The 13,352-nt window shown below is 72.3% G+C and carries 12 protein-coding genes and 2 pseudogenes; 10 read left to right on the top strand and 4 right to left on the bottom strand.

What is annotated here, in order from left to right:
- The first annotated feature begins 14 nt into the window (after positions 1 to 14).
- From KCH48_RS27730 to KCH48_RS27705, 6 genes and pseudogenes are all read left to right on the top strand, one after another.
- Positions 15 to 1,226 carry a prenyltransferase/squalene oxidase repeat-containing protein gene (locus KCH48_RS27730; RefSeq protein WP_210577619.1) on the top strand — a complete coding sequence of 404 codons (1,212 nt, stop codon included), beginning with the start codon at positions 15 to 17 and terminating at the stop codon, positions 1,224 to 1,226.
- On the top strand, positions 1,223 to 1,870 hold the full coding sequence (locus KCH48_RS27725; RefSeq protein ID WP_210577618.1) for an SCO2322 family protein: 648 nt from the start codon (positions 1,223 to 1,225) through the stop codon (positions 1,868 to 1,870). The genes KCH48_RS27730 and KCH48_RS27725 overlap by 4 nt, the downstream gene beginning before the upstream one ends.
- Positions 1,863 to 3,074, top strand: coding sequence for an energy-coupling factor transporter transmembrane component T (locus KCH48_RS27720; RefSeq protein WP_210577617.1), 1,212 nt, complete (start codon positions 1,863 to 1,865; stop codon positions 3,072 to 3,074). The genes KCH48_RS27725 and KCH48_RS27720 overlap by 8 nt, the downstream gene beginning before the upstream one ends.
- Positions 3,071 to 4,048: pseudogene (locus tag KCH48_RS27715) on the top strand (ABC transporter ATP-binding protein); the annotation flags it as partial. The gene KCH48_RS27720 and the pseudogene KCH48_RS27715, both read left to right, overlap by 4 nt.
- 256 nt (positions 4,049 to 4,304) lie before the next feature.
- Positions 4,305 to 4,940: pseudogene (locus tag KCH48_RS27710) on the top strand (pyridoxamine 5'-phosphate oxidase family protein); the annotation flags it as partial.
- A gap of 396 nt (positions 4,941 to 5,336) precedes the next feature.
- The gene (locus tag KCH48_RS27705) at positions 5,337 to 7,112 is read left to right on the top strand and encodes a TIGR03767 family metallophosphoesterase (protein WP_210577616.1); all 1,776 of its coding nucleotides are present in this window, start codon (positions 5,337 to 5,339) and stop codon (positions 7,110 to 7,112) included.
- Here KCH48_RS27705 and KCH48_RS27700 read toward each other — a convergent pair.
- Positions 7,109 to 7,753, bottom strand: a complete 645-nt coding sequence (locus KCH48_RS27700; RefSeq protein WP_210577615.1) for a TetR/AcrR family transcriptional regulator — start codon at positions 7,751 to 7,753, stop codon at positions 7,109 to 7,111. The genes KCH48_RS27705 and KCH48_RS27700 overlap by 4 nt on opposite strands.
- Positions 7,754 to 7,848: 95 nt before the next feature.
- Between KCH48_RS27700 and KCH48_RS27695 the strand changes: the two genes are divergently transcribed.
- The 3 genes from KCH48_RS27695 (at position 7,849) to KCH48_RS27685 (ending at position 10,260) form a co-directional block, all read left to right on the top strand.
- Positions 7,849 to 8,589 carry an SDR family NAD(P)-dependent oxidoreductase gene (locus KCH48_RS27695; RefSeq protein WP_210577614.1) on the top strand — a complete coding sequence of 247 codons (741 nt, stop codon included), beginning with the start codon at positions 7,849 to 7,851 and terminating at the stop codon, positions 8,587 to 8,589.
- A 26-nt stretch (positions 8,590 to 8,615) separates the two neighbouring features.
- Complete coding sequence (locus tag KCH48_RS27690; RefSeq protein WP_210577613.1) at positions 8,616 to 9,008, top strand: ester cyclase; 393 nt, start codon at positions 8,616 to 8,618, stop codon at positions 9,006 to 9,008.
- 112 nt (positions 9,009 to 9,120) lie between these two features.
- Positions 9,121 to 10,260: a serine hydrolase gene (locus tag KCH48_RS27685; protein WP_210577612.1), complete on the top strand. Its 1,140-nt coding sequence runs from the start codon at positions 9,121 to 9,123 to the stop codon at positions 10,258 to 10,260.
- A gap of 24 nt (positions 10,261 to 10,284) precedes the next feature.
- Here KCH48_RS27685 and KCH48_RS27680 read toward each other — a convergent pair whose 3' ends face one another.
- Genes KCH48_RS27680 through KCH48_RS27675 form a run of 3 tightly spaced genes read right to left on the bottom strand, consistent with a single transcriptional unit; the run spans position 10,285 to position 12,238 of the window.
- Positions 10,285 to 11,211 carry a serine hydrolase gene (locus KCH48_RS27680; RefSeq protein WP_210577611.1) on the bottom strand — a complete coding sequence of 309 codons (927 nt, stop codon included), beginning with the start codon at positions 11,209 to 11,211 and terminating at the stop codon, positions 10,285 to 10,287.
- Positions 11,208 to 11,336, bottom strand: a complete 129-nt coding sequence (locus tag KCH48_RS42975) for a hypothetical protein (protein WP_282615191.1) — start codon at positions 11,334 to 11,336, stop codon at positions 11,208 to 11,210. The genes KCH48_RS27680 and KCH48_RS42975 overlap by 4 nt, the downstream gene beginning before the upstream one ends.
- Positions 11,333 to 12,238 (bottom strand): LysR family transcriptional regulator, encoded by a 906-nt coding sequence (locus tag KCH48_RS27675; protein WP_210577610.1) that lies wholly within the window; start codon positions 12,236 to 12,238, stop codon positions 11,333 to 11,335. The genes KCH48_RS42975 and KCH48_RS27675 overlap by 4 nt, the downstream gene beginning before the upstream one ends.
- 145 nt (positions 12,239 to 12,383) lie before the next feature.
- Here KCH48_RS27675 and bla point away from each other — a divergent pair, with 145 nt between their 5' ends.
- The gene (gene bla / locus KCH48_RS27670) at positions 12,384 to 13,328 is read left to right on the top strand and encodes a class A beta-lactamase (RefSeq protein ID WP_210577609.1); all 945 of its coding nucleotides are present in this window, start codon (positions 12,384 to 12,386) and stop codon (positions 13,326 to 13,328) included.
- The last annotated feature ends 24 nt before the right edge of the window (positions 13,329 to 13,352 follow it).

Genomic DNA, 13,352 nt, shown 5'->3' with positions numbered 1-13,352 from the left:
GGCACCCGCCGATCATGAACGTCCGCCGCAGCGCCGCGGTCCTGGCCGCCCTCGTCACGATCGGCGCGGCGACGCCGGCCGTCGCCGCGCCGTCCCCCTCCCCGTCGGCGGCGGTACCGGACGGGCTGTACGGCAGCACCGACCCGACGTACGACGGTGTCTGGCGCCAGTCGCTGGCCCTGATCGCGCAGATCAAGTCGGACGTGAAGCCCGCGGCCAAGGCCGTCGACTGGCTGCTCGGACAGCAGTGCGGGAACGGGGCGTTCGCGGCCTTCCGCGCCGAACCCGCCAAGGCCTGCGACGCCAAGGTCATGGTCGACACCAACAGCACGGCCGCCGCGGCCCAGGCCCTGTCCCTGGCCGGTGACGGCGACCACATGGACGTCGCCATGAAGGCGGCACAGTGGCTGAAGTCCGTACAGAACAAGGACGGCGGCTGGGGCTACACCCCCGGCGGACCCAGCGACGCCAACTCGACCTCCGTCGTCATCGGCGCCCTCAACGCCATCGGCCAGGACCCCGAGACCGCGGCGACCGACGGCAAGTCCCCCTACGACGCCCTGCGCGAACTGGCCCTGCCCTGCGCCGACGGCGGCGCCTTCGCCTACCAGCCGGACAAGAAGGGCAAGCTGACCGCCAACGCGGACGCGACGGCCGCGGCCGTGCTCGCCATGAAGGGCATGAGCATGGAGTCGGCGAAGACCGCCGCCGACACGGACCTCGCCTGCACCGACGCCACCCGCCCCACCCCGGACCGGGCCGCCGCCAACGGCGCGTCCTACCTGGCCGAGACGGTAGCCAAGGACGGCTACCTGAAGTCCGCGCTCGCCGGTGCCGAGGACCAGCCCGACTACGGCAACACCGCGGACGCGGTCGTCGCCCTCGCCGTGACGGGCGGACCGAAGGCGGCGCAGAAGCCGCTGACCTGGCTCGAGCAGAACTCCGCGACCTGGGCCGAGCAGAACGGCCCCGCCGCCTACGCCCAGCTCATCCTCGCCGCCCACGCCACACGCACCGACCCCCGCGACTTCGGCGGCACGGACCTGCTCAAGCAGCTCAACGCGACGGGCCCCGCCCCGCAGACCACCAAGCAGGCCGCCGCGCCCGCCGAGAAGAGCGACGACGACTCCTCCTCCGACGTCTGGTGGATCGTCGGCGTCGGCCTCGTCGCCGGTATCGGCATCGGCTTCCTGCTCAGCGGCCGCAAGAAGAGGCAGCAGCCGTGAGGCTCCGCCGCGCCGCGGCCCTGCTGCTGACCTCGCTCGTCCTGGCGCTCGGCACCGGGCAGGCGCAAGCCGTCGGCTACCGCTACTGGTCGTTCTGGGACCGGGACGCAAACACGTGGACATACGCCACGCAGGGCCCGTCCACCGCAGTCCCCTCCGACGGCGACGTCCAGGGCTTCCGCTTCGCGGTGAGCGAGGACTCGGCGGACGCGACCAAGCCCCGCAGCACGGCCGACTTCGCCTCGATCTGCGCCAAAACCCCACCGAGGGACGGCAAGAAGCGGATCGCCCTGGTCCTCGACTTCGGTACGACGACGGACGCGCCCAAGGGAGAAACCCCACCGCGGCCCCGTACGGCCTGCGCGTCGGTCTCCCCAGACGCAACCGCCGCAGAGGCCCTCGCCACGGTCGCCAAACCCCTCCGCTACAACACCAACGCGCTTCTCTGCGCCATCGCGGGCTACCCGAAGTCGGGATGCGGGGAGCCGGTAAAGGAGCAGAACAACAGCGCCTCCAAGCCGACAACAACAGAGGGCAAGAAGGACGGCGGCGGCCCGTCGGTAGGACTGCTCGCGGGCGCGGGGGTGGTGGCTCTACTGGGCGCGGCAGCGGTGTGGCAGGCAAGGCGGCGCAGGAATGGCTAGCCGCAAACCTGCGCAGCCCGCGGGCGTCACGCCCCACGCAGCCTGCGGGCAGTCGTGCCGCCTGGGGCGGCACGGGTGGGCGCAGGCGGCACCCCGTCAGCGCCGGGCCGCGCGACCCACCCCCGCCCAGCACCGCCCCCGCCCCCAGCTCCACCCCGGCGCCTGGTGGCTCTGGTCCCTCTCCCTCGGCACCGCAGCCACCCGCACCACCAACCCCCTCCTCCTCACCCTCCTCATCGCCACATCCGCCTACGTCGTAGCCACCTGCCGCGCCAACACCCCCACCGCCCGCTCCTACACCGCCTTCGTCAAACTCGCCCTCGCCGTCATAGCCATCCGCCTCGTCTTCGCGATCGTCCTCGGCTCCCCCATCCCCGGCACGCACACCCTCGTCACCCTCCCCGAAGTCCCCCTCCCGGACTGGGCACAGGGCATCCGCCTGGGCGGCCGGGTCACCGCCGAATCCGTCCTCGCCGCCCTCTACGACGGCCTCCGCCTCGCCACCCTCCTCATCTGCGTAGGCGCGGCGAACGCCCTCGCCAACCCGTCCCGCCTCCTCAAGTCCCTCCCGGGCGCGCTGTACGAGATGGGCGTCGCGGTGGTCGTAGCCCTCACCTTCGCGCCGAACCTCATCGCCGACGTCCAGCGCCGCCGAGCCGCCCGCCGCCTCCGTGGCCGCCCCGACAAGGGCATACGGGGCCTGGCCACCGTCGGACTCCCCGTGCTGGAGGGCGCGTTGGAGCGCTCCGTCGCCCTCGCCGCCGCGATGGACGCCCGCGGCTACGGCCGTACCGCCGACGTCCCGCCCGCCGTCCGCCGTACGACCACCGCCCTCACCCTCGGCGGCCTGCTCGGCGTCTGCGCGGGAACGTACGGACTGCTCACCGCAGAAGGCGGCACGTACGGCCTCCCGGTCCTGCTCGCCGGAGTCGCCGCGGCCCTCGCCGGACTCCGCCTCGGTGGCCGCCGCTCCCCGCGCACCCGCTACCGCCCGGACCCATGGGGCGCGCACGCCTGGCTGGTCACCGCGTCCGGCGCGGCCGTGGCCGCAGCCCTCACCCTCGCCGCGACCCACGACCCGGCCGCACTCCACCCCGGCCTGGTCCCCCTGGTCGCCCCCACCCTCCCCCTCTGGCCCGGGGCAGCAGTACTCCTCGCCCTGCTCCCCGCTTTCCTGGTCCCCACCCCGAAGGAACGTCCATGATCCGCTTCGACGATGTCTCCGTGACGTACGACGGAGCGACCGAACCCACCGTCAGGGGCGTCGACTTCGAGGTCCCCGAGGGCGAACTGGTCCTGCTCGTCGGCCCGTCCGGCGTCGGCAAGTCGACCGTCCTCGGCACGGTCAGCGGCCTGGTCCCGCACTTCACCGGCGGCACCCTGCGCGGCCGCGTCACGGTGGCCGGCCGCGACACCCGCACGCACAAGCCCCGCGAACTCGCCGACGTGGTCGGCACGGTGGGCCAGGATCCCCTCTCCCACTTCGTGACGGACCTCGTCGAGGACGAACTCGCCTACGGCATGGAGTCGTTGGGCCTGCCCCCGGACGTGATGCGCCGCCGAGTCGAAGAAACCCTGGACCTACTGGGCCTTGCCGACCTCCGCAACCGCCCGATCTCCACCCTCTCCGGCGGCCAGCAACAACGCGTAGCCATCGGCTCGGTCCTCACCCCCCACCCCAAGGTCCTCGTCCTCGACGAACCCACCTCCGCCCTCGACCCAGCAGCCGCCGAAGAAGTCCTCGCAGTCCTGCAACGCCTGGTCCACGACCTAGGCACGACGGTACTGATGGCCGAACACCGCCTGGAGCGCGTCGTCCAGTACGCCGACCAGATCGCCCTCTTCCCCTCCCCCGGCGCCACCCCGATCCTCGGTCCCCCGGCCGAGGTGATGGCCGTATCCCCGGTATACCCACCGGTGGTAGCCCTGGGCCGCCTGGCGGACTGGACCCCCCTCCCCCTGACGGTCCGAGACGCACGCCGACGGGCGGCGGATCTACGGCAACGACTCGAGGAACGGGACACCATCGCCCCCCAGGGGCGCGGGGAACTGCGCGACCAGCCACACACAACCCGCACCCGCCAACAACCCACCCCCCCCCCCCCCCCCCCCGCCCCCCCCCCCCCCCCCCCCCCCCCCCGCGCCCCCCCCCCCCCCCCCCCCCCCCCCCCCCCCCCCCCCCCCCCCCCCCCCCCCCCCCCCCCCCCCCCCCCCCCCCCCGCCCCCCCGCCCCCCCCCCCCCCCCCCCCCCGCGCCGCGCCCACGCGCCCGGCGCCCGCGCCCGGGCCCCCCCCCCCCCGCGCCCCCCCGCCCCGCGGGGCGCGGGGGGCGGACCGCCCGGGGGCCCGGGGGGGTCGGGCCCCCCGCCCCCCCCCCCCCCCCCGCCCCCGCCCCCCCCGCCCCCCCCCCCCCCCCCGCGCCCCCCCCCCCCCCCCGCCCCGCCGACCCCCTCGCCCCCGCCCTCCCCACCCCCGGCACCCCCGTCGGCACCCTCGCCCTCGACCCCCGCACCCGCCGCCGCATGCGCCTGGACGGCCGGCTCCGCCCCACACCCCGGGGCTTCGCGATCGAGGCGGACCGGGTGTTCGCCAACTGCCCGAAGTACCTGCAGAAGAGGGAAGCGTACGAAGTGGTCGACGGCCGCAGGCCGGGCGCTTCCCGACATGGCCCCGAACTGACCGCCGACCAGGCCGAGTTCATCGAGTCGGCCGACACCTTCTTCCTCGCCACCGTCCACGCGAACGGAGCCGACGTCAGCCATCGAGGCGGCAACCCCGGCTTCGTACACGTCGATTCCCCCGCCCGGCTGAGCTGGCGCGACTACCCGGGCAACTCCATGTTCCTCACCCTGGGCAACCTGGCGGCCGACCCGCGCGCGGGCCTGCTGTTCCTGGACTGGACGACAGGCACGGCTCTCCAGCTCACCGGCGAGGCGCACACGGAGTTCACCGCCGACGGCACGCGCACGGTCCGCTTCACGGTGACGGAGTCGGTCGAGACCCCGGCGGCACTGCCACTGCGCTGGGCCGACCCCGAATACTCGCCCGCCAATCCCGCGTCCGCCTATTAGCGGTGATGGACCTGCGGGCCGGTGGGGGCTGGTCGCGCAGTTCCCCGCGCCCCTTCGGGGCGCTGCCAACGGTGCTGTACCGCACCCCGTAAGGGGCGCGGGGAACTGCGCGACCAGCCACGACGGACCCGCAGCTGACGCACCGGAATTCCGCGGAGCGCTTTGCTTGTGTACCCCGTTAGATGAACGCTGAGTGACCGTATCCCGGACGTTCGCGGAGCGCTCGCGTACGCGAAGGGTAGTTCAAGATCGACGTACGGTGATCGGCGTTGCGCGTTGTGGTCTTGTTTACGCGCAGGTCACCCCTGCTGCCAACGATCCAGTACGAGCGGGAAGTTCGCGAGAGCGACGGCCCGTGACCACTGTCGACGCGTTCGCACTCGGGGAGACACGCGCATGTCGCGGATACGCTCTGTCGCCAGCTCCACGCTGGGGGTCCACCGTCGTACGCTGCTCGCCGCCACCGGGGCGGTGTCCCTGTCCGCCGGCGTCGGCTACGCCCTGCGGCCCACCGACAGCCAGGCCGCCACCGCGAGCACCGCCATCGCCAAGGAAGCCCCGGTCGTCACCGCCCGCGAGGCCGCCACCGCACCCCTCGCGCCCTACACGCGCGGCACCACACTCGCCGCCGTCGCCGCCCCCCGCACCTCCTCCGGCTACCGGCGCCTCGGTGACGGCCCCGGCTGGCAGCGCGTCGTCCGCAGCGACCTGGCCGCCCCCAAGTCGGGCCGCGCGGGCCGCCGTACCGCGCTCGCCGCGTTCGTGCAGCTCACCGATCTGCATCTGATCGACACCCAGCACCCGCTGCGTCTGGAGTTCCTCCGCTCGACGGACGTACACGCCTGGCGGCCGCAGGAGGCGCTGACCGTGCCGGGCGCCATCTCGCTGGTGGAGCGGGTCAACGCGCTGCGGGGAGCCCCCGTCACCGGCTCCCCGCTCCACTTCGCCATGACCACCGGCGACAACACGGACAACAACGCCAAGTCCGAGCTGGAGTGGTTCCTGACGATCATGAGCGGTGGCCGGGTCACCCCCAACACCGGGGATCCGCGCCGCTATGAGGGCGTCCAGAACAGCGGCCTCAAGCAGTACTGGCAGCCGGACTCCACCACCCGCGACGCCGACAAGCAGCTCGGCTTCCCGCACCTCGACGGCTTCCTGGCCGCCGCGATCCGCGAGATGAACAGCCCGGGACTGACCATCCCCTGGTACTCCACCGTCGGCAACCACGACGCCATGCCGCTCGGCACCTACGGCCACGGCGACTCCTACCTCGCCGAGTTCGCCGTCGGCGGCAAGAAGCTGATGAGCCTGTCGGCGTCCGAGGCGAAGAAGCTCCAGGACACGCTCAAGGGTGACACGGACCCCAAGGGCACCTGGTTCCGCGACCTGCTGAAGGCGCACTCCCGCGATCTACGCTCGGTCACCCCGGACGACAGCCGCGCCCCGTTCACCGCCGCCGAGTACGTCCAGGCCCATCTGGACCCGGCGTACCAGGGTGTGGGCCCGGTCGGGCACGGCTACTCCGCGGCGAACGTCGAGGCGGGCACCCAGTACTACAGCTTCCGCATCTCCGACGACGTCATCGGCATCAGCCTGGACACCACCGACGCGGGCGGCCACTACAACGGGTCCATCGGGGCGGGTCAGTTGATGTGGCTGGACCGGACGCTGAAGCAGAACAAGCACTCGTACGCGATCATCTTCAGCCACCACACCAGCGGCACGATGACCAACCTGCGCCCCGACCCGGCCCGCCCGAACGACCGTCGGCACGGCGGCGAGGACGTCCTCGCCGTGCTGGGCCGCAACACCAACGTGCTCGCCTGGGTGAACGGCCACATCCACCGGAACGTCATCACCCCGCGCACCGGCTCCGGCGGCCACTCCTTCTGGGAGATCTCCACCGCCTCCCACGTGGACTTCCCCCAACTCGCCCGCATCATCGAGGTGGTGGACAACAAGGACGGCACGCTGTCGCTCTTCACCACCCTCATCGAGTCCGCCGCCCCGCACCGCACCGACTTCACCGACCTCTCCCAGACCGGCCTGGCCGCCCTCTACCGCGAGCTCTCCTTCAACGCCCCGGGCGCCAGCACGAAGCTGGCGGGGGAGTCGGGTGACCGGAACACCGAGCTGGTGCTGAAGAAGGGGTCGGTCACCGGGCGCTAAGCGGACGGCGCCGGCTCGGCCGCGTACGGGCCCGTGGCCGGTGGCCAGCCCTGCAGGGCCATGTCGGCCACGTGCTGGAGTTCGTCGCGAGGGGCGCCGCCGGCGGCTTGGACGGCGATGCCGTTGCCCACGGTCATGAGGTAGCGGGCGAGCAGTCCGGGATCGGTGCCCGGGGGCAGATCTCCCTCGTCGACGGCTTGCTGGAAGCGGTCGCGGAGCAGGGAGGTGTGTTCGTTGCGCCAGGCGATGAGGTCGTCGCGGGCGCCCCGTCCCGGATCGCCGGCGGCGAGAGACCCTTGGACGCCGAGGCACCCGGTGGGGCCGCCGGGGCGCGTGGTGGCCCGCACGGAGCCGTTGAGAAACGCGGTGGCCACCTGCCGGGCAGTCGGCTCCCGCAAGGCGCGCGCCGCGTACGAGGCGGGGCCCTCGGTGTAGCGCTCCAGGGCCTTGCGGAACAGGTCCTCCTTGTTGCCGAAGGCCGCGTACATGCTGGTGCGGGTGATGCCCATGGCGCTGGTCAGGTCGGTGAGGCTGGCGCCTTCGTAGCCCTGTTCCCAGAAGACCCGCATGGCCCGCTCGAGGGCCGCGTCGGCGTCGAAACCCCTCGGTCGGCCGATCGGTGCCTTCTGTCGCTTCTCCATGCGAGCGATCGTACCTCTTCTGTACTGGTCGGTGCGGAAGGTGTTACGGTCTCCTTCGGTACCGATCGGTACCGAAATTTGTGGAGGTCATACTCATGGGGCAGCTTGAGGGCAAGACCGCAGTCGTCACCGGCGGCAGCACCGGGATCGGCCTGGCGACTGCGAAGCGGTTCGCAGCCGAGGGCGCGCACGTGTTCATCACCGGCCGGCGCGAAACCGAGCTGGAGAAGGCCGTCGCCGCCATCGGCAACGCCACCGCGGTGCCCGGTGACGTCAGCGTCGGTGCCGATGTGGACCGCCTGTACGAGAGGGTGCGGGAGCGCGGTCAGGGCCTGGACGTGCTGTTCGCCAACGCGGCCATCAACCACCTCGCGACCCTGGACGAGCTCACCGAGGACATGCATGACGCGGTCTTCGACATCAACGTCAAGGGCACCTTCTTCACCGTGCAGAAGGCCCTCCCGCTGCTCAACGAGGGCGCCTCGGTGATCCTCACCGCCTCCACCGCCGCCGAGTCGGGCGCCGCGGGCATGAGCGCCTACGGGGCGTCGAAGGCGGCCGTGCGGGCCTACGCCCGCGCCTGGGCCGACGAGCTTGGCAGCCGCGGTGTCCGGGTGAACGTGATCTCGCCGGGCCCGGTGAACACTCCGATGTGGGACGCGGCTTTCGGCGATCGCGCCGAGGAGATGCTGAAGGCGGTGGCGGCCGGCCTGCCCCCCAAGCGGGTCGCCGACCCGGACGAGATCGCCGCCGCCGTGACCTTCCTCGCCTCGCCGGACAGCAGCTTCGTCTACGGCGCCAATCTCTACGTCGACGGCGGCCTGAACCAGATCTGACGATTCCGAGAGACCGAGAGGCAACCATGTCTGACGCCGAACTGCGCGACTTCTTCCAGCGCTACATCGACGCGCTCAACGCGCATGAGTTCGACCGCATGACCGAGTTCGTCCACGACGAGGTCATCATGAACGGCTCCCCGGTCAAGCGGGACGACGTCATCGCGGCCCAGAAGGGCCATGTCGACGCGGTCCCCGACTTCACCTGGCGGGTCAAGGACCTCGCCATCGACGGTGATCGCGTGGCGGCCCGTCTGTTCAACAAGGGCACGCCCGCGAAGGAGTGGTTCGGCGTGCCCCCCACCGGCACCACCGTCGAGTACGCCGAGTACGCCTTCCACAAGGTTCGTGACGGGCGCTTCTACGAGATGAACTACCTGATCGACGCCCAGGCAGTGCAACGACAACTGGCCGCCTGACCAGAAGGGCTCAAAGCCGCTCAACCTCGCCGCAGCGCGGCAACCTTCCCCCCGGACCCCGGGGTCCTTCCCCGCGACCGAGCTCAAGGGCGTACGACAAGTGGGGGAAGACATGACCGTACGGATGACCCTGGCGGCGGCGACGGCAGTCGCGCTATCGGCCGTGGCACTGGCGGGACCCGCCGTGGCCGCCGACAAGGGCAGCGACCACGACGCCACCCGCAAGGCGATCGAGGCCGCCGTCGACGCCGGTGTCCCCGGTGTCACGGCGACCGCGAAGGACGGCCACGGCAGCTGGTCCACGACGGCCGGCGTCGGCAACATCAAGACGGACCAGCCGCGTTCGGAGCACGACCGCTACCGCGTCGGCAGCATCACCAAGACCTTCGTGGCCACGGTGCTGCTCCAACTGGAGGCCGAGGGCAGGCTGTCCCTGGACGACAGAGTGGAGCGGTGGCTGCCGGGCGTGGTCGAGGGCAACGGCCACGACGGCGCGCGGATCACCCTCCGGCAGCTCCTCAACCACACCAGCGGCATCTACAGCTACACCTCGGACGACGACTTCGTCCGCAAGTACTTCCTCGCGGACGGCTTCTTCAAGCACCGCTACGACACCCTGACGCCCCGGCAGTTGGTGTCGATCGCGATGCGGCACAAGCCGGAGTTCGCGCCCGGCACCTCGTACAGCTACTCGAACACCAACTACATCGTCGCGGGCATGGTGATCGAGAAGGCCACGGGACGCTCGTACGGCGACGAGGTGCGCCGGCGCATCATCGAGCCCCTGCGTCTCGCCGCCACCTCCGTCCCCGGCACCCGGGCCACCGTCCCGCAGCCCAGCAGCCGTGCCTACTCCAAGCTGGCGGAGGACGCGACGGGACCGACGTACGACGTCACGGTGCTGAACCCCTCCGGAGCCGGGGCCGCGGGCGGGATGATCTCCGACTCGGCGGACCTGAACCGCTTCTACCGCGCCCTGATGCAGGGCAGGCTGCTCCCGGCCGAGCAGCTGAAGGAGATGAAGACCACGGTGACGGACCCCGACACGAACGACATCCGCTACGGCCTCGGCCTGATGGACGTCGAGCTCAGCTGCGGCGTCCACGTCTGGGGCCACGAGGGCGGCATCCACGGCTCTTCCTCGGTGGCCGTCACGACCGCCGACGGCCGCCACTCCCTCGCCTTCAACTTCAACGGGGACTGGACCGGGGACGCGGCCGCGGTGCTCGAGGGGGAGTACTGCGGTAAGTGACGGGTCGCCGTCGCCTCCTAGCCTCTAGACCCACCTCGAGCGGAGCTCGTCGCGCAGGCGTCGGGCGACCTGGCCCATGAGGGCGTCGGCGCCCGGCTGCCGGCCGGCGGCCACCTGCGACTCGGTCAGGGCGGCTATCGCGTAGGTCTGGCCGTCGGCGTGCTCGACGACGCCGACCTCGTGGCGCAGGTTGAGCAGCGTGCCGGTCTTGGAGGACCAGGTGGAGGCGTCGGACTCGAAGTCCGGGGCGAGGCGGTTGCGCAGGAGGTTGTTGGCCAGGAAGCCGCGTACCTGTGCGGCGACCTCGGGGTGGATCGCCGGGCGCTCGGCGCCCTCGGTCCACAGGGCCTGGAGGAGGTCGACGAAGGCCCGTGCCGTTCCGGTGTTCGCGCGCGAGATGTCGAGTTGCGGCACCCGATGGCCGCGCCCCGGCGTGCCGGCGTCGATCGCGAGGGCATGCGCGAGATGGACGTCCGCGGGGTCGAAACGCTCCACCGGGGTGTCCATCAACTCGCCCATGGTGTGCCGGACGGCGATGCCGCGCAGCCCGAACTCGTGCAGGACCGCCCCGACTTGGGTAGGGGGAGTCAGCTCGAAGAGGGCGTCGGCGGCGTTGCTGTCGCTGATACAGGTGCTGAGGTAGAGCAGGTCCTCCACGGCGATGTGGGCGGCGTGCCGGAACCGGCTCAGGCCGGTCGGACCGGGGGTGGTGACCCGTCCGGGCGCCACCTCGATCACCTTGGCGCCGTCGAGTTCCCCGCGCCGGATGCGCTCCAGCGTCGCCAGGGCCAGCGGGATTTTCACGAGTGACGCGGCCGGCAACTCGGTGTCGGGGTCGATCCCGATCTCGTCACCCGTCTCCAGATCCCGGACGAGAAAGGAGCCGTACAGCCCGCCGTCGTGCAGAGCCCGGCGCAGTTCCCCGAGCAGTCTCTCGGTACCGGTGGTCATACGGCCGCCTCCGCGCTGTCCGTGGCGCCGAGGCACCGGGCGATGCGGGGCGGGCACGTATGGCGTGCGTGGTCCGCGTCGATGTCCGTCTCGTCCGCGAGCAGTCGCTCGGAACCGGTGCTCATACGGTCGCCTCCGCGCTCTCCGTGGCGCCGAGGCACCGGGCGATGCCGGGCGCGCAGGCCTGGCGTATGCGCCCGGCATCGACGTCCGTCTCGTCCGCCACCGCGAGCGAGAAACCGCGGGCGAAACCGGGGCCCAGCTCGCCGACGGGCCGCCAGTGGAGGCGGAGTTCGCGGGCCTGCGGGGCCGAGCACAGCAGGGCGTCGCCGTGGGTGAGCACGTCCGCCGCGGCGGTGGCCACGGCCGGTGCGACGGCCAGCTGGGCCGGGCGCAGCCCGACGGCGTCGCGCAGCCGGGTGAGCCGGTCCCGGACGTGCGGTACGTCGTCCTCCGGCTGGAGCCACACGCGCCGGGGCCGCCGGTCGCGGTCGGCCCGGCCGGGGCGCAGGGTGTCCAGGTAGATCGGCCCGGCGCCGGGCTCGTCCGCGACCGCCAGCCCCAGCGGCACCGTCCAGGCCGCCTCGGTGGGCGCCACCGCGAGCAGCGCCGCACGCACCTGCCGGGAGGACACGAGGTCGGCTCGCTCGGCCGGACCGGCGGGAAACGGGTCGAGCAGGACGCCCTGTTCGTGCGCGTCGGCGATGAGCCGGGCGAGCGCGCCGGTCGGGCAGACGGCGGGCACGGCGAGCCGCAGCGGCCGGCGCCGGGCCGCCTCCGCCTCGTACTCGAACCGGTCGGCGAGCAGCACGAGTTGCCTCGCCGTCGGCAGCATGTCCCGGCCGAAGGGCGTCAGCGTCACCGCCCGCGAGGACCGGTCGAGCAGCCGCTCACCCAGGCGTTGTTCCAGCGCGGCGACGCGACGGCTCACCACGGACTGGGCCGTACGGGCCGCCGCGGCGCCCACCGTGAAGCTGCCGTGCTCGCTCACACTGACGAACGCCCGGCATGCCGCGACAAGATCCACGCGCTCCACTATGCCAAAACAGCATGGAGTCGAACGTCCGCGTCTTGGACCCCGGCACCCCGCGGCCCGGAGAGTTGGTCGCGGCCCAGGGGTTCCCCGGGGGCCCACACCGCCCATTGCCCTTCGACGGCCTGGAGGTTCATCCATGACGCATCCGCTTCGCACCCGCCGAGGCGCCGCCTGGGCGGCGGCCGGACTGCTCGCCCTGGCCGCGCTTCCGGCATGCGGCCAGGAATCCGCGTCCGGGACCGGCGCATCCGCCGACACGACGAGATCCGCCTCACCAGCGTCAGCCACGAAGCACCCCACCGGCCCCGCATTCCGTTCCCTGGAGCGGGAGTTCGACGCACGGCTCGGCGTCTATGCCCTGGACACCGGCACGGGCCGCTCGGTCGGCTACCGCGCGGACGACCGGTTCGCGTACGCCTCCACGTTCAAGGCGCTGGCGGCAGGGGCGATCCTCCGGAAGTACGGCACGGACGGCATCGACAAGGTGGTCACGTACTCCCGCGACGACCTCGTCGAGAACTCGCCCGTCTCCGAGGACTTCGTCGACACCGGTATGACCCTGCGGGGACTGTGCGCCGCCACCCTCTGGTACAGCGACAACACGGCCGTCAACCTGCTCCTCGACGAACTCGGCGGCCCCGACGGCCTGGAGAAGGTGCTGGAGGAGTTCGGCGACGACGTCACCGAGATGGACCGCTACGAGACGGAGATGAGCGACGGCACCCCGGGCGACATCCGCGACACCAGCACACCCCGCGCGATGGCGGGCAGCCTGCGCGCCTTCCTCCTCGGCGACGCTCTGAAAAGCGACGAACGCCTGCTCCTCAGGCAGTGGATGACCACCAACATGACCGGCCGCACCCTCATCAGGGCCGGCGTCCCCAAGGCCTGGGACGTCGCCGACAAGAGCGGCACCGCCGGATACGGCGGCCGCAACGACATCGCCGTGGTCTGGCCCGACGACGGCGGCAACCCCATCGTCCTGACGGTCCTGTCCACCCGCGGCAAGAAGGACGCCGAGCGAGACGACGCACTGATCGCCAAGGCGGCCACCGCGGCGGTCGAGGGCCTCGGCCGTTAGGGGCCGTGTGCATGAGGAGGGGCC

Source organism: Streptomyces sp. GESEQ-4 (assembly GCF_017948455.1).
GTDB lineage: Bacteria > Actinomycetota > Actinomycetes > Streptomycetales > Streptomycetaceae > Streptomyces.
This window is presented reverse-complemented; position numbering and strand designations above follow the sequence as displayed.